Here is a 24,529-nt window from a genome sequence, read left to right on the forward strand (position 1 = left end):
ATCGTCATTTTGCAAAGATTTCCATCAAGCGCCCGGCAATTCGCTCGAGCGGGCGGATTTCTACCGCTGCGTCAATCGCCGCAGCGGCCTTGGGCATGCCATAGACGGCGCTGCTGGCTTGGTCCTGAGCAATCGTCATGAAGCCTTGCTGGCGCATCAGCTTCAGGCCTTGGGCGCCATCACGGCCCATACCGGTGAGTAGCACACCCACCGCTTCGCCGTTCCAGTAACGCGCCACACTCTCGAAAAACACATCGATAGAAGGCCGGTAGATTTCGTTGACCGGTTCGGCAGTGTAGGCCAACTGGCCGCCCTGTAGCAGCCGGATGTGGTGATTGGTGCCTGCCAGCAGCACTTGCCCAGGCTGTGGCGGCTCGCCTTCGCGCGCCAGGCGCACGGGCAACCCGCTGGCACTGGCCAGCCACTCGGCCATGCCCGCGGCGAATACCTGGTCAACATGCTGGACCAGCACGATCGAGGCCGGGAAATCGCGTGGCAGCCCCTTGAGCAATACCTCCAGCGCAGCCGGCCCTCCCGCGGACGAACCGATTGCCACCAGAGCACAGCGCCGTGAGGCCTCGCGCATCGGCGCCGACACCGGCTTGCTCGGCCCGCAGCGCTGCTGGCCGATCAGCCAACCAATGTTGAGGATCTTGCGCAGCAAAGGTGCTGCAGCCTCGCGCGCATCGCCAGCCCCGAGTGCCGGAGTGTCGACCACATCCAGCGCGCCGTGGCCCATGGCTTCGAACACCCGGTGCACATTCTGCTTGCGATCGACGGTGACGATGACGATGGCGCAGGGGGATTCGGACATGATGCGCCGGGTAGCCTCCACACCATCCATCACCGGCATGATCAGATCCATGAGAATCAAATCGGGGGTGTCCTCGGCGCACTTGCGCACGGCTTCGGCACCATTGCCGGCCACCCAGGCCACCTGATGGGCAGGCTCGAACGCCAGTGCTCGACGCAACGCCTCTACGGCCATGGGCATATCGTTGACGATGGCAACTTTCATCCCTGAGCACTCCCGATCAGTTCCACCACGGCATCGAGCAACGCATCGTCGTGGAAGCTAGCCTTCGCCAAATAGTAGTCGGCGCCAGCATCGAGGCCGCGTCGACGATCTTCCTCACGATCCTTGTACGACACCACCATCACCGGCAACGACTGCAACCGTTGGTCGCGACGCACCAGGGTGACCAGCTCGATACCATCCATGCGCGGCATATCGATGTCGGTGATCAGCAGGTCGAAGGTTTCGTTGCGCAGGGCATTCCAGCCATCCATGCCATCCACCGCCACTGCCACGTCGTAGCCTCGGTTGCTCAGCAGCTTACGTTGCAGCTCGCGCACGGTGAGCGAATCGTCCACGACCAGAACGCGCTTGCGGCTGGCACCTCGCGCGCCCTGTACGCCATGCTCGATGCGTTCAAGGCGGCCGGTGCTCAGCAGTTTTTCGACCGAGCGCAGCAGGTCTTCGACATCCACGATCAATACCACCGAGCCGTCGTCCAGCAGCGCCCCGGCAGAGATGTCCTGAACCTTGCCCAGGCGCGGGTCCAGCGGCATGACCACTAGCACCCGCTCGCCCACCAGGCGCTCCACGGCAACGCCATAGAGCTGCTCGCGTTCACGGATCACCACCACCCTCAGGCTGCTCGCCTCACCTTGTACTGTCGGTCGATTGAGCAACTGGCTTGCCGCGACCAGGCCGATATGGCGACCCTCGTGCCAGAAGTGCTGGCGGCCTTCGATTTGTACGATGTCATCGGCCGCCACTTCCAGCGTGCGCTCGATGTGCGCCAGCGGGAACGCGTAAGCCTCGTCACCCACCTCCACCACCAGGCTGCGTACCACCGACAGGGTCAGCGGCACTTCAAGCTGGAAACGGCAACCCTGGCCCGGCACCTGGCTCAGCCCGATCGAGCCGCGCAGTTCGCGCACCATGTGCTGCACCGCGTCCAGGCCGACGCCACGCCCCGACACCTCGGTGACCTTGTCACGCAGGCTGAAGCCGGGCAGGAACAGGAAACTGAGCAGCTCCTCTTCGCTCATCTGCGCCACGGTGTCGGCTGGCGACAGGCCGCGCTCGACGATATTGCGTTTCAGGCGCTCAAGGTCGATACCGGCACCGTCGTCGCTCAGTTCCAGCATCAGCAGCCCGGCCTGGTGCGAAGCACGCAGGCGGATGGTGCCTGTTTCCGGCTTGCGCGCCAGCAAGCGCCGCTCAGGCAGCTCGACGCCATGGTCTACCGCATTACGCAGCAAATGGGTCAGTGGTGCTTCGAGCTTCTCCAGCACATCGCGATCGACCTGGGTTTTCTCACCTTCGATCTGCAATTGCACCTGCTTACCCAGCGACCGCCCCAAGTCGCGGACCATGCGGCTTTGCCCGGTGAGAACATCGGCAAAGGGGCGCATACGGCAAGCCAAAGCCGTGTCATAAAGCAATTGGGCGCGCTGGCTGGCCTGCCAGCCGAATTCATCCAGGTCGGCGGCCTGCTGCTGCAGGATCTGCTGCGTTTCCAGCAGCAGGCGCTGGGTCTGGGCCAGCGCGTCGAGTACTTCGGGGCTCTGGCCGCTGGCTTCAAGCTGTGTTTTCAAGCCGTCCAGCGCACGCATGCCTTGCCCGTGCATGCGTTTAAGGCGCTGCAAGGTAGCCAGGTAAGGCTTGAGTCGCTGGGTTTCGACCAGCGACTTGCTCGACAGGTCGAGCAGGCTGTTCAGGCGGTCGGCGGTCACGCGCAACACTCGCTCACCGCCCTCCCCGGCGCGTTTGCCGGACTTGCGCGGCACCGCAGCCTCAGCCTCGGCTTCAATGGCCGGCAGCGCCGAGGCTGGGGGGGACAGTGGGACATCGGGCACAGTAGGCGCCAAGGGCGGCGCAGCCGGCGCAGCGCCGGGGTCCAGCAAGCTGGCCATCTGCTGGAGGAACGCCGGCACCAGCGCCTCGCCGTTTGGGTCGCCGGGCGTGGCGATGTGCATCAGCAAATCGGTGCCACGCAGCAAGGCATCGATGTGTTCGGCACGCAATAGCAATCGACCTTCCTGAGCCGCGACCAGGCAATCTTCCATGACATGGGCAACACTCACACCGGCATCGATGCCGACAATGCGCGCAGCACCTTTGAGCGAATGCGCCGCACGCATGCAGGCTTCCAACTGGTCGGCCTGGGCCGGGTCGCGCTCCAGCGCCATCAGCCCAGCACTGAGTACCTGAGTCTGAGCTTCAGCCTCCAGGCTGAACAGTTCGAGCAGCGATGCGTCGCGCATTTGCTCTGGGGTCATGACAGGCTCCGCTGCACGGCAGACAGTAATTGCTGGTCGTCCAGCACCCGCACACTGCGCCCGCGCCACTGCAGCACTGCGGCTGTGAAGGGTGCGGCATCCTCATCGGCACCCAGCAGCGCGCTATCGAGGCGGTGAATACCGTCGATCTCGTCGACCGCCAGCACCACAGGCCCGCCTGACGCCGCCAGGATCAACATGCGCGGCATGGACCGGCCGCTCTGCGCAGGGTCCGAAGCACGGTCAACTCCAAGCAGCTCACCCAAAGACAGACATGGCACCAACGCACCGCGCACGTTGGCTACCCCTTTCAGTACCCGCGAACGTTGGTGCGGCAGCGAATGCACAGGTTGCACAGGGGCGATCTCGGCCAGGCAGGCGGTGGCCATAGCCAGCCACTCCTCGCCCAGGCGGAACAGCAGCAGCGAACGGCCAGCACAGGGTTCGGCAGGCGCATCTACATGGGCCAGGTCAGCGTCGATCAACGCATAACGGTCGAGCAGGCGCGTGGCCGCCGCCGAATAGACTTCGCAGTTGCGGCAATGAATGTGTCGTGCCAGCAGCGGACACGCTTTGTTGCCGTGTACACCAATGCGGTTCCAACAATCGTCAATACGTTCGTCGTCCACGGCCATCAGCTCGACCGCGTGTTCATCTTTCATCGTTCAGACTCCCGGCCAACTCGCGCCGCCCGCTCCTGCAGGCGACGGGCCCCAACATCGTCACCCTGGGCAGCCAACAGCGTGGCCAGGTGCAGCAGTGCCTCAGGATGCTGAGGCTCCAGATAAAGGGCTTTGCGGTAATGTGTAAGCGCTTGCTGTGCATCACCTTCGGTGTCGCTGAGCAGCCCCAGCCAATAGTAAACCTGGGCTGTCGGCGCGAACTGCCGCAGGTAGCGCTGGCAACTGGCACGGGCCTGGGAGCTGTCGCCGGCATTGGCCTGCCTGGCAATGGCGGCCAGCAACTCGCTCTCGCTCTCACGTGGCTGCACGGGTGCTGGCGCAGGCCCAGTGGCACGCACCGGCCAAGCGGGAACCCGCGTCGGACGGCTTGGGGTAATAGGCTGGGCAACAGGCTTGATCGGCAGGGCCGGCGCTGGTGGTGCATCGGCCGCTTGCCGCACGTAGGCAAACGACTGCGCGATACCCAAAGGCCGCATCCCCAATCGCGCCAGCAGGCTGCCCTCGGCAGGGCCAATGAAAAGCACCCCCTGGGGTTGCGCAAGGCGCTTGAGCACCTCGAACACCCGCTGCTGGGTGGCCAGGTCGAAGTAGATCAGCAGGTTGCGGCAGAACACGAAGTCGTACTGGCCATTGCGGCTGGCGAGCGCCGGATCGAGCACGTTGCCCACACTGAGGCTGACTTGCCGGCGTACCTTCTGATCCAGCTGATGGCCATCATCGCACACGTGGAAGTGGCGCTCGCGGAACGACAGCTCACTGCCACGAAACGAGTTGCGCCCATATGACCCCTTCACGCCTTTGGCAACCGAAGTTGGGCTGATGTCGATCCCGTCGATGTGAAAGTCGAGGGGGCTCAGGCCCGCGTCGAGCAGCGCCATGGCAAGCGAGTACGGCTCTTCGCCGGTGGAGCACGGCAAGCTGAGCAGACGCAATGGCCGCTCGCCAGCCAATTCGGCCAAGCGTTTGTGGGCCAGCCCTACCAAAGCGCTGAACGATTCGGGGTAGCGGAAAAACCAGGTTTCCGGAACGATCACGGCCTCGATCAGCGCCTGCTGCTCATCGGGCGATTGCTGCAGGCGTACCCAATAATCATCGAGGTCGGCGGCCTGAATCGCCACACAACGCTGGCTCAGGGCTCGTTCGACCATTGCCACGCCCACCGACTCGACATCCAGGCCGATGCGCTCCTGCAGGAAGCGGAAGAATCGTTGCGCGTTCATGGCAATACCTGCCCTGGCGCACCGGGGAACAACGATGCGCGCACAGCGTCGGTCAGCAGGTCATCCACCTCGATGCGTTGCAACAAGCCCTGGGCATCTTGACGCACCGGGCCCAGGTACGGCGCGTTGCCGCCATCCAGGCCATACGGTTGGAACTCGTCCGCCTGGCAACGCAGGGTCTCTGTGGCCTGCTCGAGAATCAGCCCCAGCACATGCTCACCGCGGTAACGCACCAGTACCAGGCGGGTACTGGCACGCTCGGCGGCGGGCTGGGCGAAGCTCAATGCGCTGAGGTCGACCACAGGCACCAGGTTGCCGCGATGCGCCAGTATGCCGGCGACCCAAGCCGGCGCCTGGGCAATCGGTTTCAAGGTGCGCCGGGGCAGCACCTCTATCACTTGGCGAACGTCCAGGGCAAAACGCTGCTGCTTGAGGCGAAACTGCAGATACAGTGTGCCCTTGGCGCTGGGTGTGACTGGCGGCTGGGCATGCAGGTGGTTCATGGCACTCAGACTTTGAAGCGCGATACACCACCGCGCAGGCCGGCAGCCACTTGGCTCAGTTCATCGATGGCAAAACTGGCCTGGCGCAGTGACTCCACCGTTTGCGTGCTGGCATCGCTGAGCTGGGCCAGCGCCTGGTTGATCTGTTCGGCACCGGTGGCCTGGGCCTGCATGCCTTCGTTGACCATCAATACTCGGGGCGCCAGAGCCTGGACCTGGTGAATGATCTGGCTCAATTGTTCACCCACCTGCTGCACCTCGAACATGCCGCGGCGCACCTCTTCGGAGAACTTGTCCATGCCCATCACCCCGGCCGACACCGCCGACTGTATTTCCCGCACCATCTGCTCGATGTCGTAAGTGGCGACCGCTGTCTGATCGGCCAGGCGCCGAACCTCGGTGGCGACCACCGAGAAGCCGCGGCCATATTCACCCGCCTTTTCCGCCTCGATGGCCGCATTGAGCGAGAGCAGGTTGGTCTGGTCGGCCACCTTGACGATGGTCACCACCATCTGCGTGATGTTGCTGGCTTTTTCGTTAAGTATCCCCAGTTTGGCGTTGACCAGATCGGCGGCCCCCATCACCTGGTGCATGGTTTCTTCCATCCGCGCCAGGCCCTGCTGGCCGGAGCCTGCCAGGCTCGATGCCTGGTCGGCAGCGCTGGTAACTTCGGTCATGGTGCGCACCAGGTCCCGTGAGGTAGCGGCGATTTCACGCGAGGTGGCGCCGATCTCGGTAGTGGTGGCAGCCGTTTCAGTGGCAGTGGCTTGCTGCTGCTTGGACGTGGCGGCGATCTCAGTGACCGACGTGGTGACCTGCACCGACGAGCGCTGGGCCTGGGCCACCAGATTGGCCAAAGCCTCGGCCATTTCGTTGAAGCCGCTTTCGATGGCGCCGAACTCGTCCTTGCGATCCAGGCTCAGGCGCATGCTCAGATCGCCGGAACGCAGTTTATCGAGCGCATGTACCACACGTTGCACCGGCGCGGTAATGGCCCGCATCAGCAACAAACCACAGATACCAGCAGCAACGATTGCCAGCAGCAGCGAGACCACCATGCTGCCCTTGGCGGTGTTCACGGCGTTGACTATTTCATGGGTGGCGGCGTCTGCAGACTGGCGGTTGCGCTCGATAACGGTATTGAGGTGCTTGCGACCATCCACCCAAGCTGGCGTGAGCGTCTCGCTGATCAACCGCTGCGCTTGGCTGTAGTCGTGCTGACGATAGGCATCGAGTACTTGCCCAACCGCCTTCAGGTAGTTTTCTTCGAGTTTGATGAAGGTATCGAAGCTTTGCTGATCTTGTGCGTCCTTGATGGTGCCTTGGTAGCTGGCCATGTACTGCTTGAGGCGATCGTCGAAGCTTTTGAACAGTTCGAGGTCCGCCTGGGTGAGCTCGCGGTGGTTGGACAGGCCCACCAATTGCTGGCTGGTAACGTAGCTGTCGACCCATGCGCTGCGGATCATCGAGCTGTAGTAGACCCCTGGAATGCTGTCTTTGCCTACCGCTTCCTCGGCGCTTTCGATGGTCACCAACCGCGAGTAGGCGGCAACGATCATCAGCAGCATGATGGCGATGATCACGGCGAAACTTGCCAGGATCCGTTGGCGCAAGGTCCAGTTCTTCACATTCAGCCCTCAGGAATTCACAACGAGCGGGAAAAATCGCCGAAGTATAGCCCACCCTTCCTACGCTTTTGCGGCTGAAATGCACGGTAATCAGGCCTGTTTTGTTTAATAACAAGCCTGACGGGTTCATTGGCCTGCGGCGAGCCGTACCTGATTTTCCAATTCCTGACGCAGGGCCGGGTCTAGCTGCAGCTGACGGGCCAGCTCGTCGAGGTAAGCGCGCTCCATGAAATTTTCCTGATCGACCATCATTACACTGGCCAGATACATCTCGGCCGCCATCTCTGGGGTTTGCGCAGCGCGGGCGACTTCGGCCGGGTCGAGCGGTTTGTTCAACTCGGCGTGCAGCCATTGCTGCAACTCCCGGTCGCTGTCCAGACGGGTGAACTCACCCTCGATGAGCGTGCGCTCGCGCTCGTCGATATGGCCATCGGACTTGGCAGCCGCCACCAGCGCGCGCAGCACTGCCTGGCTGTGCTGTTCCGCCTGCTCCGCAGGCAGTCGGTCGAGGGTCCGTGGTTCGGCCTGCTGGTCCGCACCCTGCTTAGCCTGCCAGTTGCCATAAGCTTTGTAGGCCAGCACGCCGAGCGCAGCCAAGCCGCCATAGGTCAGTACCTTGCCGCCATACTTGCGCGCCTTTTTGCTACCCAACAGCATGCCCAGGGCACCAGCCCCCAATGCGCCACCGCCGACGCCAGAGAGCAAACCGCCGAGGTTACCGCCACCGGCCGCTGGTTTGGCCGCACCAGACTGCTTGTTGAGCAGCTCCTGGCCGGATTTGAGCAATTGGTCGAGGAGGCCTCGAGTGTTCATGTGCACATCTCCACGGTACGCAAAGGAAAGCCGAGATTAAGGCCTGAGCCGTGACCCGCCACTGAAGGATTTGCTTCCAGATGTTGCATTAGCTGGCAAAAAGCCTACTAGACTCGTCTTCGTCGGCCGCTGCCCCAGGCGCCTACGCGCTTACCATCGCTTCACTGCTTCGTTGACGACTGCTGCGACCAAAATCTCCAACAAGAGGGAACACCATGTCAGTGCACAACACCGCATTGCTCGGCGCTGTCATCGGCGCGCTGTCGGCCAGCGCCGGCCTGCAGGCAGCCGAGATGCCCAAGGCACTGGGCGCCGGCGAAGGCCGGCTGGACATCGTCGCCTGGCCCGGATACATCGAGCGCGGTGAAAGCGACAAAGCCTATGACTGGGTCACCGGGTTTGAAAAGGAAACCGGGTGCAAAGTCAGCGTAAAGACCGCAGCCACCTCAGACGAGATGGTCAGCCTGATGGCCAAAGGTGGCTATGACTTGGTCACCGCCTCCGGCGATGCTTCGCTGCGCCTGATCGCCGGCAAGCGAGTGCAGCCGATCAACACAGCGCTGATCCCCAACTGGAAGACCATCGACCCGCGCCTGCAGAACGGAGGTTGGTACGTGGTCGATAAACAGGTGTACGGCACACCCTATCAGTGGGGCCCCAATGTGCTGCTGTACAACACCAACACCTTCAAACAGGCACCGACCAGCTGGGCGGTGGTGTTCGAGCCGCAAGCGCTGCCCGATGGCAAACCCAACAAAGGCCGTGTGCAAGCCTACGATGGGCCAATCTATATCGCTGACGCCGCGCTATACCTGAAATCCGCCAAGCCAGAGCTAGGCATCAAGGACCCGTACGAGCTCGACGAAACACAGTACAAGGCAGTGCTTGAACTGCTCCGCCAACAGCAACCCCTGATCCACCGTTACTGGCACGATGCAACGGTGCAGATGAGCGATGTGAAAAACGAGGGCGTGGTCGCCACCAGTTCCTGGGGTTACATGGTCAATGGCCTGAAGGCCGAGAACCAGCCGGTGGCCTCGACCATACCCAAGGAGGGCGCCACTGGCTGGGCCGACACCACCATGCTGCACAGTGAAGCCAAGCATCCCAATTGCGCCTACAAGTGGATGGACTGGTCGCTGCAGCCGAAGGTACAGGGCGATGTAGCGGCCTGGTTCGGCTCGTTGCCGGCGGTACCTGCCGCCTGCACCGGCAGCGAACTGCTGGGCGCCGAAGGGTGCAAGACCAACGGCTTCGATAATTTCGACAAGATCGCCTTCTGGAAGACGCCACAGGCCCAAGGCGGCAAGTTCGTGCCCTACAGCCGCTGGACCCAGGACTACATTGCGATCATGGGCGGGCGCTAACTGGAGGGGCCTCTTCTCAAGCCCCCTTCCCACGAGGGCTGCGCACGTTTTGAGGTGCCCAACCCTGTAGGGGCGGGTGCAGCTAAGAAGAGGCCGGCACCAGCAGACCAGCTACTTGCTCTCACAGGGACGGCGCCTCATGCACGGCTGGCGCTGTACCTGTGAAGCGGCCCGAACAGCAGACAGCTATTTTTCCGGAACCTGCGTATGCCTCTAGCCGTTCAGTTCACCCAGGTTTGCCGCACCTTCGGCGAGGTCAAGGCTGTCGACCAGGTCAGCATCGACATCGAAGATGGCGAATTCTTCTCCATGCTTGGCCCTTCCGGCTCGGGCAAGACGACTTGCCTGCGCCTGATCGCAGGCTTCGAGCAACCAAACAGCGGCTCTATTCGTATCCATGGCGTCGAGGCTGCAGGGGTGCCGCCCTATCAACGTGACGTCAACACGGTATTCCAGGACTACGCGCTGTTCCCGCACATGAACGTGCGCGACAACATCGCCTACGGCCTCAAAGTCAAAGGCGTGGCCAAAGCCGAACGCCTGGCCCGTGCCGAGCAAGCGCTGAACATGGTTGCCCTGGCAGGCTATGGCGAACGCAGGCCGGCACAGCTTTCCGGCGGCCAGCGCCAGCGCGTGGCCCTGGCCCGCGCGCTGGTCAACCGGCCACGGGTGCTGTTGCTCGATGAACCGCTTGGCGCACTGGACCTGAAGCTGCGCGAACAGATGCAGGGCGAGCTCAAGAAACTGCAACGCCAGCTTGGCATCACCTTCATCTTCGTCACCCACGACCAGACCGAAGCGCTTTCGATGTCGGATCGGGTGGCAGTATTCAACCGTGGGCGCATTGAGCAGGTCGACACGCCACGCAACCTCTACATGAAGCCTGCCACCACCTTCGTGGCCGAGTTCGTCGGCACTTCGAACGTAATCCGCGGTGATCTTGCCGAACAACTTTGCGGCAGGCGCACGCCGTTTTCCATTCGCCCCGAGCATATCCGCCTGGTGGATCAACCTGGGCAAGTGCAGGAGGTTCAGCTAGCGGGCGTGCTGCGCGACGTTCAGTACCAGGGCAGTGCCACGCGCTATGAGGTGCAGCTGAGCAGCGGCCAGTTGATCGCTGTCAGCCAAGCCAACGACCGCTGGCAGGTGCAAAGCCAGCCCTTGCAGGTCGGCCAGCCAGTACAGGTGCGCTGGCCACGCGAGGCAATGACTGCGCTTGAGGAAACCCTCATAGGCCAGGACCACTGACATGCGCCAGCTCAGCGACCTGTTGTACCGGCGCCCCAACCTCTACCTGGTATTGCTGTTGATTCCGCCATTGACCTGGTTCGGCGCCATCTATCTGGGCTCGCTGCTGGGTCTTTTGTGGCAAGGCTTCTACACCTTCGACGACTTCAGCATGACGGTCACCCCGCAGCTGACCCTGAGCAATTTCGTCGCGCTGCTGAACCCGTCGAATTTCGACATCATCCTGCGTACCTTGGCCATGGCTGTGGCGGTATCCCTGGCCAGCGCTGTGCTGGCCTTCCCCATCGCCTACTACATGGCGCGCTACACCCGCGGCAAGACCAAAGCGTTTTTCTACATCGCCGTGATGATGCCGATGTGGGCGAGCTATATCGTCAAGACCTACGCCTGGACCCTGCTACTGGCAAAAGGTGGGGTAGCCCAGTGGTTCGTCCAGCAGTTGCATCTGGATGCCCTGCTGCAAGCCATTCTGGCGGTACCGGGCGTGGGCGGTAGTACTTTGTCGACCTCGCACCTGGGGCGTTTCTTGGTATTCGTGTACATCTGGCTGCCGTTCATGATCCTGCCGATCCAGGCCTCGCTCGAACGCTTGCCGCCGTCGTTGCTGCAAGCCTCGGCAGACTTGGGTGCCAAGCCAGGCCAGACGTTCTTCCAGGTCATCCTGCCGCTGTCGATCCCAGGTATTGCCGCCGGGTCTATCTTCACCTTCTCACTGACCCTGGGTGACTTCATCGTGCCGCAACTTATCGGCCCGCCAGGCTACTTCATCGGCAGCATGGTCTATGCCCAGCAGGGTGCGATCGGCAACATGCCGATGGCCGCTGCTTTTACCTTGGTGCCGATCGTCCTGATTGCGGTTTACCTGTCGATCGTCAAACGTCTGGGGGCATTCGATGCACTCTGAAAAAGCATCCATGGGCCTGCGCGTGGCGGCTTGGGGCGGCTTGCTGTTCCTGCACTTCCCGATCCTGATCATTTTCCTGTATGCGTTCAATACCGAGGACGCAGCGTTCAGCTTCCCGCCCAAAGGTTTCACCCTCAAGTGGTTCAGCGCAGCTTTCGCCCGGCCCGATGTGCTCGACGCAATCAAACTGTCGCTGCAGGTGGCTGGCCTTGCCACGCTGATAGCCTTGGTGCTCGGCACCCTGGCATCGGCGGCACTGTACCGGCGCAACTTCTTCGGCAAAGAGAGCATCTCGCTGCTGCTGATCCTGCCCATTGCCCTACCTGGCATCATCACCGGCATTGCGCTGCTTTCGGCGTTCAAAAGCCTGGGCATAGAGCCTGGGGTATTCACCATCGTGGTCGGCCACGCCACCTTCTGTGTGGTGATCGTCTACAACAACGTGGTTGCCCGCCTGCGGCGCACCTCGCAAAGTTTGATCGAGGCGTCCATGGACCTGGGTGCCGACGGTTGGCAGACCTTGCGCTACATCATCCTGCCCAACCTGGGTTCGGCACTGCTTGCCGGTGGCATGCTGGCCTTCGCCCTGTCGTTCGACGAAATCATCGTGACAACCTTCACAGCCGGCCACGAACGCACCTTGCCGATCTGGCTGCTCAACCAACTCAGCCGCCCACGCGATGTGCCAGTGACCAACGTAGTTGCCATGCTGGTAATGCTGGTGACCATGCTGCCGATTCTCGGTGCCTATTACCTGACCCGTGGCGGCGAAAGCGTTGCGGGCAGTGGCAAGTGACCCATAAGGAGCCCCCGATGCAAGTCAAAATGCTGATCAACGGTCATCTGGTAGCCGGCGAAGGCCCGGCATGGACTGTGCTCAACCCCGCCGAGGGTAGCGCCCTGGCACAGATCAACGAGGCCACCGAGGCACAGGTCGATACCGCCGTGCGAGCCGCCGACCAGGCTTTTGCTGGTTGGTCGCAGACCAGCCCCAAAGAGCGCTCGATGGCGCTGCTGGCAATCGCCGATGCCATCGAGGCCCATGGCCAAGAGCTGGCCCGGCTGGAATCGCAGAACTGCGGCAAACCGTTCGCCGCAGCCCTGAACGATGAAATCCCTGCCATCGCCGATGTGTTCCGTTATTTTGCCGGTGCCGCGCGCTGTCTCGGCGGCTCGGCGGCAGGTGAGTACCTGCCGGGCCATACGTCGATGATCCGCCGAGACCCTCTAGGTGTGGTCGCTTCGATCGCACCTTGGAACTACCCATTGATGATGCTGGCCTGGAAGATCGCCCCGGCCCTTGCGGCAGGCAACACCGTGGTCATCAAGCCCTCCGAATTAACTCCGCTGACCGCCCTGCGCCTGGGCGAACTGGCCCAGCAGCTGCTGCCACCTGGGGTGCTCAACATTCTGTTCGGCCGTGGGCAAACGGTGGGCAACCCACTGGTGACTCATCCCAAGGTGCGCATGGTGTCCCTGACAGGCTCCATACCTACCGGTGCCCACATCATCGGCGCCACCGCCAGCAGCGTGAAACGCATGCACATGGAACTGGGCGGCAAAGCACCGGTTATCGTATTCGACGACGCCGATGTCGAGGCGGCCATCGAGGGTATTCGTACTTTCGGCTTCTACAACGCCGGCCAGGATTGCACCGCAGCCTGCCGCTTGTACGTGCAGTCGGGTATCTATGACCGCTTCGTCGAGCAGTTGGGCAAGGCGGTTTCCAGCCTCAAGGTGGGCGTGCAGGATGCCGAGGATACCGAGCTGGGCCCTCTGATCAGTGCCCAGCACCGCGACAAGGTCGCAGGTTTGGTCCAGCGCGCCATCGCCCAGCCCCATATACGCCTGGTGACCGGCGGCAACGCCATTGCGGGGGACGGCTTCTTTTTCGCGCCCACCGTGCTGGCTGACGCCTTGCAGGATGACGAGATCGTGCGCAACGAGGTGTTCGGCCCGGTGGTATCGGTCACGCGCTTCAACACCGAGGAACAGGCGCTGGAATGGGCCAACGACTCCGATTATGGCCTGGCATCATCGGTATGGACCCGCGACACCGGTCGTGCCCACCGGCTGGCGGCGCGCTTGCAGTATGGCTGCACTTGGGTCAATACCCACTTCATGCTGGTCAGCGAAATGCCCCACGGTGGGCAAAAGCATTCCGGGTATGGCAAGGATATGTCGATGTACGGGCTGGAAGACTACACCTGCGTGCGGCATGTGATGATCAAGCACTGACGGGGCGGGACTGCTGGGCCATGGGGTGCTCGATGCCAACGAGCTTCGAGCACCGCGCGGGCGGCGCTCGACTTGCGCCACACCGCCCCACTACAGCCTTGAACCCTCAGTAAAAAAACCTAATCGCGCAGATCCGATTCATGAATCGGATTGGCCCGGCTGGTCGCCCGTTGGTACTGCGCAGGCCAGGTGGCCTTGTTGCCGCCCAGGTCGTCATCGGCGTGCAGCGGCCAGTAAGGGTCACGCAGCAGTTCCCGCGCGAGGAAGATCAAATCAGCCTGCCCGGTGCGCAGAATGTGCTCGGCTTGTGCCGGCTCGGTGATCATGCCGACGGTGCCCGTGGCAATCTCGGCCTCCTTGCGCACACGCTCGGCGAAGCGGGTCTGATAACCAGGGCCTGTAGGGATTTCGGCATTGACCGAGGTGCCACCTGAGGACACGTCGATCAGGTCGACACCCAGCAGCCGCAGACGGCGCGCCAGTTCTACGGTTTCGTCCGGGTTCCAGCCATCCTCGACCCAATCGGTTGCCGAGACACGCACGAACAGCGGCAGCTCTGCAGGCCAGACCTTGCGCACGGCTTCGACCACTTGCAGGGTCAGGCGAATGCGGTTTTCGAAGCAACTGCCGTATTCGTCGCGCCTCTGGTTGCTCAGCGGTGAGAGAAACTGGTGCAGCAAATAACCGTGGGCGGCATGGATTTCGACCACCTTGAAACCAGCTTTCAGTGCCCGCTCGGTCGAGGCAACGAATGCTTCAACCACCTCTTGAATTTCGTCTTTGCTCAGCTCCCGCGGCGGTGTGTGCTGTGGGTCGAACGCGATCTTTGACGGCCCCACCGGCTGCCAGCCACCGTCCTCGATCTTCACGCTACCGTGCTTGCCCAGCCAAGGCTTGAAGGTACTGGCCTTGCGCCCAGCATGGGCCAACTGGATGCCCGGCACGGCGCCTTGGGCGGTGATGAAACGGGTAATGCGCTGCAACGGCGCGATCTGATCGTCGTTCCACAGGCCAAGGTCTTCGGCAGTGATACGACCATCGGCAGTCACTGCGACGGCTTCGCTGATGACCAGGCCCGCGCCACCCACGGCGCGGCTGCCCAGGTGTACGAGATGCCAGTCATTGGCAAGGCCATCGACCGAAGAATACTGGCACATCGGCGAGACCGCGATGCGGTTGGGTAGCTTCAGCTGACGCAGGGTGTAAGGCTCGAGCAGCAGGCTCATGAGGGCACCTCCCAAGGACTCCAATGGTGATCGGCCCGGACGCTCAGAAGCACATCCTTGGCCCGGTGCCGGTCATTAACCAGACTAGACCAGATTGGTTGGGGTAAAGGTTCCGTGCAATCGCAGGGTATACGCCCAAAGGTGCGCGGGGCGTTCCAGGTTGAGGGTCACCCGAGCATCGCCCACGTTCAGCCGCCCTTGACCTTGACCCTTACACTCAAGCCCTCAGCGCGCCTCCATGTGCGCGATCATCAGCTGTACACTTTCGTTACCGCGGAACTCGTTGACATCCAGCTTGTAAGCCAACTCCACCCAACGCACCGTCGGGTTCGGCCAAACCTCCCGGTCGATGCCGAAGGCAATGCCGTCCAGCCGAACGGAGCCGCACTCGCTTTTAAGCACCACTTTCAAGTGCCGCTCACCGACCACACGCTGCTCCACCAGTTGGAACACGCCATGAAACAGCGGCTCGGGAAAATGCTGCCCCCAAGGCCCGGCGTTGCGCAAAGCCTTGGCCAGGTCGAGGTGAAACTCCTCCACCGCCAGGCTACCGTCGGACAGCAGACGCCCGGTCAGGTCGTCCTCACGCAATTGCCTGCGCACTTCTTCGTCGAACGCCGCGGCAAATGCCGGGAAGTGGCTTTCAGGCAGGGACAGGCCTGCCGCCATGGCGTGGCCGCCAAACTTGCTGATCAGCTGCGGATGGCGCGCCGCGACTGCATCCAGCGCATCGCGAATGTGCAAGCCTGGCACAGAACGTGCCGACCCCTTGAGCATGCCGTCGCCGGCGTCGGCAAAGGCGATGGTCGGCCGATGGTAACGTTCCTTCAACCGCGACGCGAGAATCCCGATCACGCCTTGGTGCCAATCGGCATCGAATAGGCACAAGCCATACGGCATGGACTCGACGGGCAGGTCCTTGAGCTGGGCCAGCGCCTCGCGCTGCATGCCCTGCTCGATCGACTTGCGGTCCTGGTTCAGCTCATCCAACTGTTGCGCCATGGCCTGGGCCAGAGCCGGGTCATCGCACAGCAGGCACTCGATACCCAGGCTCATGTCGTCCAGACGCCCGGCTGCATTGAGCCGTGGGCCGAGGATGAAACCAAGGTCAGTGGAGGTAATGCGCCGGTGGTCGCGCCGCGCTACCTCAAGAATGGCCTTCAGCCCCGGGCGCGCCCGGCCAGCACGGATACGTTCCAGGCCCTGGTGCACGAGGATGCGGTTGTTGGCATCCAGCGGCACTACGTCGGCAACGCTACCGAGGGCAACCAGGTCAAGCAGCTCACCGATATTCGGTTGCGGCTGGGTCTCGTAGCGGCCAAGGCTGCGCAGGCGTGCGCGCAGCGCCATCAGCACATAGAAGATCACCCCTACTCCGGCCAGTGACTTGCTGGGGAAGCTGCAGCCAGGCTGGTTTGGGTTGACGATGGCATCGGCGTCGGGCAACTGTTGGCCCGGCAGGTGGTGATCGGTGACCAACACCTTCAAGCCGGCGGCCTTGGCAGCGGCAACGCCTTCAACGCTGGAGATACCATTGTCCACGGTTACCAGCAAATCTGGCCGACGTTCGAGAGCGACCTGGACGATTTCAGGTGTCAGTCCATAGCCATATTCGAAGCGATTGGGCACCAGATAATCGACATGGGCTGCGCCCAGCAAGCGCAGGCCGAGCACCCCTACGGTGCTGGCGGTAGCGCCATCTGCGTCGAAGTCGCCCACGATGAGGATGCGCTGGCCCAGGTCGATGGCAGCGACCAACAAGTCGACAGCGGCCTCGATGCCTTTGAGTTGCTGGTAGGGCAGCAGCCGCGCCAGGCTCTTGTCCAGCTCGGCCTCGTTCTGTACGCCGCGGGCTGCATACAGGCGGGTCAGCAACGGTGGCAGATTACCCAGGAACGGCAGGGTCGTTGGTAATGGGCGGGGTTCGATACGCATGGGGTCTTCGGCAGTCAAATGTCAGTCGGTTCAACCACGCTCGCCGAGCAGCCATTGCAGCTGCACTTCATGCTGGCCACGGTCGTCGGTGACGAACACCGTGCCTTCGCTGATCATCACATCCCACTTGATGGTACGCGGCATGTCGGTCGCCAGCACTTCCAGCACTTCTTGCGGCACAGCGGCAATGCTCAGGTTCTTCAGGCCCTTGACCGCCCCCACCACCTTGCCTTCCCACACCCGCAGGCTGCCATAGGCCAGCAGGCTGGTGCGCTCGGTACGGCGCGAGCACCAGGTCAGGCGATCGGCATCTGGCTGGCCCACTTCGATCCAGTGCAGAATGCGGTCGTCCAGGCTTTTTTCCCACAGCGCCGCTTCATCGACATCGGAAAGACCACGGCCGAACGACAGGTTCTCGTTGTACCACAAGGCGTAGGCAAGCAGGCGCACGGCCATGCGCTCTTCGGTTTCCGAAGGGTGACGAGCGATGGTCTGGCGGACGTTTTCGTAAACGCCGCGATCAAGATCGGTCAGGTTCAGTTCGAATTTGTAAGTGGTGGACGGCTGGGCCATGGTCGACGGGGCTTCGTGCTTGGAGAAAAGTCACCTAGTCTACCCGATCCTGCCTGCGCTTGCGCCGCAGCAGTATCGGGCGCCACAGAGCTGTGCTAAAACCACCGCTCTGAACACTTGCCACGGATGCCCAATGTCGACGCCCAGCAAACCCCTCGCCGGCCTTAAAGTCATCGAACTCGGCACCTTGATCGCCGGGCCGTTCGCCTCGCGGATCTGCGCCGAATTCGGCGCCGATGTGATCAAGGTCGAGTCGCCCGACGGCGGCGACCCGCTGCGCAAATGGCGCAAGCTGTACGAGGGCACCTCCCTGTGGTGGTTCGTGCAGGCCCGTAACAAGCAGTCGTTGACCCTTAACCTCAAGCATCCCGAAGGCCAGCAAGTGCTCAAGCGGCTACTGAGTGAGGCCGACATCCTGATCGAGAACTTTCGCCCTGGCGTGCTGGAAAAACTTGGCCTGGGCTGGGATGTGCTGCATGCACTCAATCCGCGCCTGGTCATGGTGCGCTTGTCGGGTTTTGGCCAGACGGGGCCAATGAAGGATCAGCCAGGCTTCGGTGCAGTCGGTGAGTCGATGGGCGGGCTGCGCTACATCACCGGCTTCGACGACCGCCCGCCGGTGCGCACGGGCATCTCCATTGGCGACTCGATCGCGGCATTGTGGGGCGTGATCGGCGCCCTTATGGCGCTGCGTCATCGCGAAGTCAACGGCGGCCTGGGCCAGGTGGTGGACGTAGCGCTCTACGAAGCTATCTTCGCCATGATGGAAAGCATGGTGCCGGAGTTCGACGTGTTCGGTTTCATCCGCGAACGCACCGGCAATATCATGCCGGGCATCACGCCCTCCTCCATCCACACCAGCGCCGACGGCAAACATGTGCAGATCGGTGCCAACGGAGATGCCATCTTCAAGCGCTTCATGCAGGCCATCGGCCGTGCGGACCTGGCCGATGACCCGAGCCTGGCCAGCAATGATGGCCGCGACGCACGGCGCGACGAGCTGTACGGGGTGATCGACCGCTGGGCCAACAGCGTGCCGCTTGAGCGAATGCTGACGGTACTCAACGACGCCGAAGTCCCGGCCAGCCGCATCTATTCGGCCGAAGACATGTTCAACGACCCCCAGTACCTGGCCCGCGAAATGTTCCTGCAGGCACGGCTGCCTGACGGCAAGCCGTTCAAGATGCCGGGCATCGTTCCAAAGCTTTCCGATACACCAGGGTCTGCCGATTGGGTTGGGCCGACGCTTGGGGAACACACCGATAGCGTGTTGGCGGCGCTGGGCTACGACCCGGCGGCGATTGCCAGGCTGCGCCAGGCGGGCACTGTCTGAGTTTGCCGCCCATGCGCTCGTTGGCCCTGTACTGCGCATTGCTGCTCGCACAGGTAGTTGCGCCTGCCCAGGCCAAGGATCGCCTGCTGTGGCTGGTGCGCGACCTGCCGCCGTTCACCGTGTTCGAGGGCACGGAGAAAGGCCAGGGGGTCATTGATCAAATGCTGCCGCTGCTGATCGAACAGATGCCCGAGTACGACCATAGCATTGTCCGGGTAAACCGCGCGCGCGGCTTGCAGATGCTTCAGGACCCGCGCACATTCACCTGCGATCCCATGCTGCTGTGGACCGCCGAACGAGCGAAATTCGTGCAGTTCTCGCAACCGACACTGGGCGTGCTCAGCAGTGGCGTGGTGACGCTCAATACCTCGCAGGCGTTGCTGGAAAACTGGCTGCAACACCAGCAGCTCGATCTCAAAGGCCTGCTAGGCAACACGACGTTGAAGCTGGGCATCGTCGCCGAACGCAGTTACAGCAGCCAGGTCGATGAGATCTTGCGCCAACTGCCCGATTCGGCCTTAAGCCGCCACTACGGCAACGATGCCACGGCAAATCTGTTGCAGATGCAGCAGTTAGGGCGCCTGCAAATGGTGCTGGGCTATTGGCCGGAGCTACGCTACCTGATTGAGCAACAGGGAGGCTCGCCGGCCGATTACCAGTTTCACTCCATCCAAGGTACCGATCGCTACCAGTTCATGTACGTGGGCTGTTCGGATACGCCGCTTGGGCATGCTGCAATCAGCCACATCGACCAACTCTTACCGGCGTTACGGCTGCATACGCTGCCGGCCCAATACGCGCGCTGGCTTGACCCGCAATCGCGGGCAACTTACTTGATCGACAGCAAAAAATTCTTCGAAAAACGCTGAACGGCAGACAAAAGAAACCCCGGACGCTGGGGAGGACGCCCGGGGCCAATCGAAAGTCCTGACGGACTCACCGCGCCCACCGGCCAGTACCGGAGCTGAGCACCGGCCGACTGCGCTTGGTATTTAGGAAAGGTAACTCAAGCAAAGGTTCCCTGAGGCTGCTGACGCTGCTGAACGGCAGCGATCACGCAGGGCTGCAAGCGCCCTTCGACAATCTGCAGGTCTCGATGCAACCCATCCACCAGGTCGATCAGCAAGGTTTGCTCTTGTAATTGGCGGGCACTGACGGTGCGCTTCAAAGCGGTGCCACCCAGGGCGTCAAACAGGGTCAATTGGCGGTTGCCATTGGCATCCGGGGCGCCCAGCATGGCCTGATATGGAGTAAGGGCGTCGTTGAGCAGTCTGCAGATTCGTTCCATCCGGATCACTCGCTTATTAGTGGACATGAATGAACTGACCAGCAAGCGCAGCGGAAAGTTCGCTACCCGTGGCGGTGTCAGTGAGCGTGCCCTGCGCGAGTGACAGTTTGAATACGTTGCAACGCTTGTTGCCAGCGCCCGGCCGGCAGTGGCCAAGGGAGATCGGCAACCACCCACAGGCCTAGGCGCCTGGCTTCATCGGCAAGATTGGGGCAGCCCGCGTCGGGGTGCCCGACGAACAACACGGCGCGGCTGCTGCTGGCCCGCTCGAGCAAGGCCAGGCCATCGCCCGCGGCATGCTCGACGATCAGCAAATCGGCGTTTGGCTTGCGGGCCAGGCAGGTATCCAGATCGGCCAGGTCTTGTGTGACGCGCACGTTGAACAAACCATGGGCGTTGCAGGCCTGGTGAAGAAGAATTTGATGGGAAGGGTGTGCAGGGTGAATCAGCACGTAGGGCTGGCGCATGAACCGCTCCTTGGGGCAAGGAGCGGTCACTCTAGGCAAATCTTCCAGGCGCTTATGTAGGACGATTCTCAAAAAAACCAAAGACTCGTCTTGGCGGCCGCATCGCGGCCGCCAGACTCAAGCCCTTACAATGGCTTGCCGCGGTTGCCATGCTGGCTGACGAACGCCTGAACGGCCTTCAGATCATTGGCCAGCACCGTGCAACGTTCTTCCCGGCTGAACAGGTCGCTCAGGTGCGCCGGCAGCTCCAGGGCCTTGCCGACACCGGCTTTCTCCACCGCTTCGGGGAACTTGACCGGGTGCGCAGTACCCAGCACCACCATTGGTGTGTCCAGGCTGCGGCGGCACTCGCGGGCGGCCTTGACGCCAATGGCGGTATGCGGGTCGAGCACTTCACCAGTGGCAGCGAATACCTCTGCAATGGTTTCGCAGGTCTGCTCGTCACTGACGGCCAGCGAATCGAATAGCTTGCGCGCCTCGGTCCAACGGTCTTGCTCGACGCTGAAGCCGCCACCTTGCTTGAAGCTCGCCATCAACTCGGCCAGCGCTGCACCATTGCGCCCGTGCAGGTCGAACAGCAGGCGCTCGAAGTTGGACGACACCATGATGTCCATCGACGGCGACAGGGTCGCATGCAGGGTTTCCTTGACGTACTGGTTGCCGCTCATGAAGCGGTGCAGGATGTCGTTGCGGTTGGTGGCCACGATCAATTGGCTGACCGGCAGGCCCATATTGCGCGCCAGGTAACCGGCAAAAATGTCACCGAAGTTGCCGGTTGGCACCGAGAACGCCACCGAACGGGCTGGGCCGCCCAACTGCAACGCCGCGTGGAAGTAATAGACGATCTGGGCCATGATTCGCGCCCAGTTGATCGAGTTGACCGCGACCAGGCGTGTGCCTTTGAGGAACGACTGGTCGGCGAAGCTGGCCTTGACCATTTCCTGGCAGTCATCGAAGTTGCCTTCGATGGCGATGTTGTGCACGTTGTCGCCGAACAGCGTGGTCATCTGGCGACGTTGCACTTGCGACACACGCTGATGCGGATGCAGGATGAAAATGTCGACATTCTCGCAGCTGCGGCAGCCTTCGATGGCGGCGGAGCCGGTGTCACCGCTGGTGGCGCCGATGATCACCACGCGCTCGTTGCGCTTGGCCAGTACATGGTCGAGCAGGCGGCCGAGCAGTTGCAGGGCAAAGTCCTTGAATGCCAGGGTTGGGCCGTGGAACAGCTCCAACACCCACTCGTTGCTGTTGAGCTGGCGCAGCGGGGCGACCGCAGCGTGGGCGAACTTGCCGTAGGTTTCTTCGAGGATCTTCTTGAAGTCGGCATCGGCGATGCTGCCTTCGACGAACGGGCGCATCACCCGGAAGGCCAGCTCGTGATAGGGCAGGCCAGCCCAAGAAGCGATTTCTTCCTGAGTAAAGCGTGGCAGGTTTTCAGGAACATACAGGCCACCGTCGCTGGCCAGGCCAGCCAGCAGCACGTCTTCGAAATTCAGGGCCGGTGCCTGGCCGCGGGTACTGATATAGCGCATGGGTGCAAACCTTCGATGCTAGGGCCGCCAAGCGGCCCGAGTGGCAAATTAATTCAGCTGTTCGACGCGGATACGCACGACCTTGCCGACTACGTCCTGCAGGCCTTCCAGAGCGACGATGGCGTCGTTGATGCCCTGCTCGACCACACGGTGGGTCAGCAGGATCATCGGTACCAGGCCGTCCTGTTCCTCGGCTTCCTTCTGCATGATCGACTCGATGTTGATGCCACGCTCGGACAAGATGCTAGCGACCTGGGCCAGCACGCCTGGGTGGTCCTTGGCCTGAATGCGCAGGTAGTAGGCACTTTCGCAGGCTTCGATCGGCAGGATCGGGTGGGCCGACAGCGAGTCTGGCTGGAAGGCCAGGTGCGGTACGCGATTTTCCGGATCGCAGGTCATGGCACGAACCACATCGACCAAGTCGCCGACCACCGACGAAGCGGTTGGCTCCATGCCGGCGCCAGCGCCGTAGTACAAGGTGGAACCTGCCGCGTCCCCGTTGACCATCACCGCGTTCATCACGCCGTTGACGTTGGCGATCAAGCGATCGGCTGGGATCAGCGTCGGGTGCACGCGCAATTCGATGCCCTCGGCGGTGCGGCGGGCCACACCCAGGTGCTTGATACGATAGCCCAGCGCTTCGGCGTAGTTCACATCGGCAGTGGTCAGCTGGGTGATGCCCTCGGTATAGGCCTTGTCGAACTGCAGCGGGATGCCAAAGGCGATGGACGCCAGGATGGTCAGCTTGTGCGCGGCGTCGATGCCTTCCACGTCGAAGGTCGGGTCGGCTTCGGCATACCCCAGGGCCTGGGCTTCGGCCAGCACATCGGGGAAGGCACGGCCTTTTTCGCGCATTTCGGTGAGGATGAAGTTACCGGTGCCGTTGATGATGCCGGCCAGCCAGTTGATGCGGTTGGCCGACAGCCCTTCGCGGATTGCCTTGATCACCGGGATGCCGCCAGCAACGGCCGCTTCGAAGGCGACGATGACGCCCTTCTCGCGGGCTTTGGCGAAGATTTCGTTACCGTGCACGGCGATCAACGCCTTGTTGGCGGTGACCACGTGCTTGCCGTTTTCGATGGCTTTGAGCACTAAATCGCGGGCAATGGTGTAGCCGCCGATCAGCTCGATGACAATGTCGATTTCCGGGTTGTTCGCCACTTCGAACACGTCAGCGGTAATGGGGGTACCGGTAATCTGGCAGTTCGGGTTCTGCGAGCGCATGGCAATCTGTGCCACTTCAATACCGCGCCCGGCACGGCGGGCGATCTCCTCGGCGTTGCGCTGAAGTACATTGAAGGTTCCGCCACCGACGGTCCCCAACCCACAGATGCCTACTTTGACCGGTTTCACTGTGAACTCCCCATTGAACGGCCGGTGCCTTCACCGACCGTGAAACATGCCGTCACCCCATGACGACGGCGTACTGAATGAATTACTTGGCGGCCTGCTCGCCTGCCAAGGCCAGCTTGGCCACTTGCGGTGCCGGTTGGTAACCCGGAATGACGTGCCCGTTCTCGAGCACGATGGCGGGCGTACCGTTGACACCGATCTGCTGGCCAAGCTGGAACTGCTTGGTGACCGGGTTGGCGCACTTGGCGGCCTTGATTTCTTTGCCTTCGACCATCTTGTCCATCGCCGCGCGGCGGTCGCTGGAACACCAGACTGCCTGCAACTGCTGATCGCCCGGCGAGCCCAGGCCCTGACGCGGGAACGCAACGTAGCGCACTTCGATACCGCGGCGGTTGAGCTCGGGTACTTCGGCGTGCAGCTTGTGGCAGTACGGGCAGGTAGTGTCGGTGAACACGGTGATGTGCGACTTGGTTTCGCCTTTGGCAGGATAAACCACGGTTTCGGCGGCAGGAATGCCATTGATGAGCTTGGCAACACCCTGGCGCTCGGCCTTCTCTGTGAGGTTCACCGGCTTGCCGTCCTGCAATTGGTACAGATAGCCCTGCATCACATACTGGCCATCAGCGCTGGCATACAGCACACGACCACCTTGCAGCTTGACTTCATAGAGACCGTTGAGCGGGCTGCTGCCGACGCTCTCCACGGGCACTTCGAGTTCAAGGTTCTGCAACGACTTGCGAATGGCCTGCTCGGGGCTGGTGTTGCTATCGGCCGCGGCAACGGCAACGGTGCTGGCCAGCGCCAACATGGCGACGGCGAAAAACTGGGTCACGCGCATGGAAAACTCCTGGAGGCGGACAAGGGCCGGAAACGTCAGCTGCGGCAAAAACCCGGTGACCGTGCAGCCCTTGATGCAAACCGCCC

Annotated in this window: 22 protein-coding genes; 7 read left to right on the top strand and 15 right to left on the bottom strand. The window is 62.2% G+C overall.

The annotated features are described in order from the left end of the window. Positions 1–4 precede the first annotated feature (4 nt). The 7 genes from J5M56_RS06400 to J5M56_RS06430 form a co-directional block, all read right to left on the bottom strand. Positions 5–1,018, bottom strand: coding sequence for a chemotaxis response regulator protein-glutamate methylesterase (locus J5M56_RS06400; protein WP_207870352.1), 1,014 nt, complete (start codon positions 1,016–1,018; stop codon positions 5–7). Beyond that, positions 1,015–3,291: a hybrid sensor histidine kinase/response regulator gene (locus J5M56_RS06405; protein WP_207870354.1), complete on the bottom strand. Its 2,277-nt coding sequence runs from the start codon at positions 3,289–3,291 to the stop codon at positions 1,015–1,017. Before J5M56_RS06405 ends, J5M56_RS06400 begins: the two co-directional genes overlap by 4 nt. Further along, a complete protein-coding gene (locus tag J5M56_RS06410) occupies positions 3,288–3,953 on the bottom strand; it encodes a chemotaxis protein CheW (protein ID WP_207870356.1) in 666 nt (221 codons plus the stop codon). Before J5M56_RS06410 ends, J5M56_RS06405 begins: the two co-directional genes overlap by 4 nt. Then, a complete protein-coding gene (locus J5M56_RS06415) occupies positions 3,950–5,194 on the bottom strand; it encodes a protein-glutamate O-methyltransferase CheR (RefSeq protein ID WP_186477763.1) in 1,245 nt (414 codons plus the stop codon). The genes J5M56_RS06410 and J5M56_RS06415 overlap by 4 nt, the downstream gene beginning before the upstream one ends. Continuing rightward, positions 5,191–5,697 (bottom strand): chemotaxis protein CheW, encoded by a 507-nt coding sequence (locus J5M56_RS06420; RefSeq protein WP_207870358.1) that lies wholly within the window; start codon positions 5,695–5,697, stop codon positions 5,191–5,193. Before J5M56_RS06420 ends, J5M56_RS06415 begins: the two co-directional genes overlap by 4 nt. 5 nt (positions 5,698–5,702) lie before the next feature. Next, the gene (locus tag J5M56_RS06425) at positions 5,703–7,325 is read right to left on the bottom strand and encodes a methyl-accepting chemotaxis protein (protein ID WP_186477761.1); all 1,623 of its coding nucleotides are present in this window, start codon (positions 7,323–7,325) and stop codon (positions 5,703–5,705) included. 126 nt (positions 7,326–7,451) lie between these two features. Beyond that, the gene (locus J5M56_RS06430; RefSeq protein WP_207870360.1) at positions 7,452–8,138 is read right to left on the bottom strand and encodes a tellurite resistance TerB family protein; all 687 of its coding nucleotides are present in this window, start codon (positions 8,136–8,138) and stop codon (positions 7,452–7,454) included. 215 nt (positions 8,139–8,353) lie between these two features. On the opposite strand from J5M56_RS06430, the gene ydcS reads away from it, so the two are divergent. From ydcS to J5M56_RS06455, 5 genes are all read left to right on the top strand, one after another. Next, positions 8,354–9,505: a putative ABC transporter substrate-binding protein YdcS gene (gene ydcS / locus J5M56_RS06435; protein ID WP_060478395.1), complete on the top strand. Its 1,152-nt coding sequence runs from the start codon at positions 8,354–8,356 to the stop codon at positions 9,503–9,505. 207 nt (positions 9,506–9,712) lie between these two features. Next, complete coding sequence (locus J5M56_RS06440) at positions 9,713–10,753, top strand: ABC transporter ATP-binding protein (protein WP_207870362.1); 1,041 nt, start codon at positions 9,713–9,715, stop codon at positions 10,751–10,753. A 1-nt stretch (position 10,754) separates the two neighbouring features. Continuing rightward, positions 10,755–11,657 carry an ABC transporter permease gene (locus tag J5M56_RS06445; RefSeq protein WP_207870363.1) on the top strand — a complete coding sequence of 301 codons (903 nt, stop codon included), beginning with the start codon at positions 10,755–10,757 and terminating at the stop codon, positions 11,655–11,657. After that, the gene (locus J5M56_RS06450; protein WP_186477759.1) at positions 11,647–12,453 is read left to right on the top strand and encodes an ABC transporter permease; all 807 of its coding nucleotides are present in this window, start codon (positions 11,647–11,649) and stop codon (positions 12,451–12,453) included. The genes J5M56_RS06445 and J5M56_RS06450 overlap by 11 nt, the downstream gene beginning before the upstream one ends. Before the next feature lie 17 nt (positions 12,454–12,470). After that, complete coding sequence (locus J5M56_RS06455) at positions 12,471–13,895, top strand: gamma-aminobutyraldehyde dehydrogenase (protein ID WP_060478399.1); 1,425 nt, start codon at positions 12,471–12,473, stop codon at positions 13,893–13,895. 119 nt (positions 13,896–14,014) lie between these two features. On the opposite strand, the gene J5M56_RS06460 is transcribed toward J5M56_RS06455, so the two are convergent. The 3 genes from J5M56_RS06460 to J5M56_RS06470 all read right to left on the bottom strand — a co-directional run bounded on the left by J5M56_RS06460 (position 14,015) and on the right by J5M56_RS06470 (position 17,629). Beyond that, on the bottom strand, positions 14,015–15,121 hold the full coding sequence (locus J5M56_RS06460) for an NADH:flavin oxidoreductase/NADH oxidase (protein WP_060478400.1): 1,107 nt from the start codon (positions 15,119–15,121) through the stop codon (positions 14,015–14,017). 225 nt (positions 15,122–15,346) lie between these two features. Then, positions 15,347–17,056: a single-stranded-DNA-specific exonuclease RecJ gene (gene recJ, locus J5M56_RS06465; protein WP_186477758.1), complete on the bottom strand. Its 1,710-nt coding sequence runs from the start codon at positions 17,054–17,056 to the stop codon at positions 15,347–15,349. Positions 17,057–17,086: 30 nt separating this feature from the next. Then, positions 17,087–17,629: a YaeQ family protein gene (locus J5M56_RS06470; protein ID WP_054887014.1), complete on the bottom strand. Its 543-nt coding sequence runs from the start codon at positions 17,627–17,629 to the stop codon at positions 17,087–17,089. A 133-nt stretch (positions 17,630–17,762) separates the two neighbouring features. On the opposite strand from J5M56_RS06470, the gene J5M56_RS06475 reads away from it, so the two are divergent. Beyond that, positions 17,763–18,962, top strand: coding sequence for a CaiB/BaiF CoA-transferase family protein (locus J5M56_RS06475; protein ID WP_207870364.1), 1,200 nt, complete (start codon positions 17,763–17,765; stop codon positions 18,960–18,962). Between the two features lie 11 nt (positions 18,963–18,973). Further along, a complete protein-coding gene (locus tag J5M56_RS06480; RefSeq protein WP_207870365.1) occupies positions 18,974–19,831 on the top strand; it encodes a TIGR02285 family protein in 858 nt (285 codons plus the stop codon). A 137-nt stretch (positions 19,832–19,968) separates the two neighbouring features. On the opposite strand, the gene J5M56_RS06485 is transcribed toward J5M56_RS06480, so the two are convergent. From J5M56_RS06485 to J5M56_RS06505, 5 genes are all read right to left on the bottom strand, one after another. Then, positions 19,969–20,250, bottom strand: a complete 282-nt coding sequence (locus J5M56_RS06485; protein ID WP_060478405.1) for a DUF3509 domain-containing protein — start codon at positions 20,248–20,250, stop codon at positions 19,969–19,971. A 77-nt stretch (positions 20,251–20,327) separates the two neighbouring features. Further along, a complete protein-coding gene (locus J5M56_RS06490) occupies positions 20,328–20,717 on the bottom strand; it encodes a hypothetical protein (RefSeq protein WP_060478406.1) in 390 nt (129 codons plus the stop codon). Positions 20,718–20,842: 125 nt separating this feature from the next. Further along, positions 20,843–22,252, bottom strand: a complete 1,410-nt coding sequence (gene thrC / locus J5M56_RS06495; protein WP_186477755.1) for a threonine synthase — start codon at positions 22,250–22,252, stop codon at positions 20,843–20,845. A gap of 48 nt (positions 22,253–22,300) precedes the next feature. Further along, positions 22,301–23,605, bottom strand: coding sequence for a homoserine dehydrogenase (locus J5M56_RS06500; RefSeq protein WP_186477754.1), 1,305 nt, complete (start codon positions 23,603–23,605; stop codon positions 22,301–22,303). An 82-nt stretch (positions 23,606–23,687) separates the two neighbouring features. Beyond that, the gene (locus J5M56_RS06505; protein WP_207870367.1) at positions 23,688–24,443 is read right to left on the bottom strand and encodes a thioredoxin fold domain-containing protein; all 756 of its coding nucleotides are present in this window, start codon (positions 24,441–24,443) and stop codon (positions 23,688–23,690) included. Positions 24,444–24,529 lie beyond the last annotated feature (86 nt).

It is taken from the genome of Pseudomonas sp. 51_B, assembly GCF_017491595.1.
In the GTDB taxonomy this organism is placed as follows: Bacteria; Pseudomonadota; Gammaproteobacteria; order Pseudomonadales; family Pseudomonadaceae; genus Aquipseudomonas; species Aquipseudomonas promysalinigenes.

Coding starts and splice junctions, on each gene's coding strand:
- J5M56_RS06400 (WP_207870352.1), bottom strand. CDS start 1,018: ATGAAAGTTGCCATCGTCAACGATATGCCCATGGCCGTAGAGGCGTTG.
- J5M56_RS06405 (WP_207870354.1), bottom strand. CDS start 3,291: ATGACCCCAGAGCAAATGCGCGACGCATCGCTGCTCGAACTGTTCAGC.
- J5M56_RS06410 (WP_207870356.1), bottom strand. CDS start 3,953: ATGAAAGATGAACACGCGGTCGAGCTGATGGCCGTGGACGACGAACGT.
- J5M56_RS06415 (WP_186477763.1), bottom strand. CDS start 5,194: ATGAACGCGCAACGATTCTTCCGCTTCCTGCAGGAGCGCATCGGCCTG.
- J5M56_RS06420 (WP_207870358.1), bottom strand. CDS start 5,697: ATGAACCACCTGCATGCCCAGCCGCCAGTCACACCCAGCGCCAAGGGC.
- J5M56_RS06430 (WP_207870360.1), bottom strand. CDS start 8,138: ATGAACACTCGAGGCCTCCTCGACCAATTGCTCAAATCCGGCCAGGAG.
- ydcS (WP_060478395.1), top strand. CDS start 8,354: ATGTCAGTGCACAACACCGCATTGCTCGGCGCTGTCATCGGCGCGCTG.
- J5M56_RS06440 (WP_207870362.1), top strand. CDS start 9,713: ATGCCTCTAGCCGTTCAGTTCACCCAGGTTTGCCGCACCTTCGGCGAG.
- J5M56_RS06445 (WP_207870363.1), top strand. CDS start 10,755: ATGCGCCAGCTCAGCGACCTGTTGTACCGGCGCCCCAACCTCTACCTG.
- J5M56_RS06450 (WP_186477759.1), top strand. CDS start 11,647: ATGCACTCTGAAAAAGCATCCATGGGCCTGCGCGTGGCGGCTTGGGGC.
- J5M56_RS06455 (WP_060478399.1), top strand. CDS start 12,471: ATGCAAGTCAAAATGCTGATCAACGGTCATCTGGTAGCCGGCGAAGGC.
- J5M56_RS06460 (WP_060478400.1), bottom strand. CDS start 15,121: ATGAGCCTGCTGCTCGAGCCTTACACCCTGCGTCAGCTGAAGCTACCC.
- recJ (WP_186477758.1), bottom strand. CDS start 17,056: ATGCGTATCGAACCCCGCCCATTACCAACGACCCTGCCGTTCCTGGGT.
- J5M56_RS06470 (WP_054887014.1), bottom strand. CDS start 17,629: ATGGCCCAGCCGTCCACCACTTACAAATTCGAACTGAACCTGACCGAT.
- J5M56_RS06475 (WP_207870364.1), top strand. CDS start 17,763: ATGTCGACGCCCAGCAAACCCCTCGCCGGCCTTAAAGTCATCGAACTC.
- J5M56_RS06480 (WP_207870365.1), top strand. CDS start 18,974: ATGCGCTCGTTGGCCCTGTACTGCGCATTGCTGCTCGCACAGGTAGTT.
- J5M56_RS06485 (WP_060478405.1), bottom strand. CDS start 20,250: ATGGAACGAATCTGCAGACTGCTCAACGACGCCCTTACTCCATATCAG.
- J5M56_RS06490 (WP_060478406.1), bottom strand. CDS start 20,717: ATGCGCCAGCCCTACGTGCTGATTCACCCTGCACACCCTTCCCATCAA.
- thrC (WP_186477755.1), bottom strand. CDS start 22,252: ATGCGCTATATCAGTACCCGCGGCCAGGCACCGGCCCTGAATTTCGAA.
- J5M56_RS06505 (WP_207870367.1), bottom strand. CDS start 24,443: ATGCGCGTGACCCAGTTTTTCGCCGTCGCCATGTTGGCGCTGGCCAGC.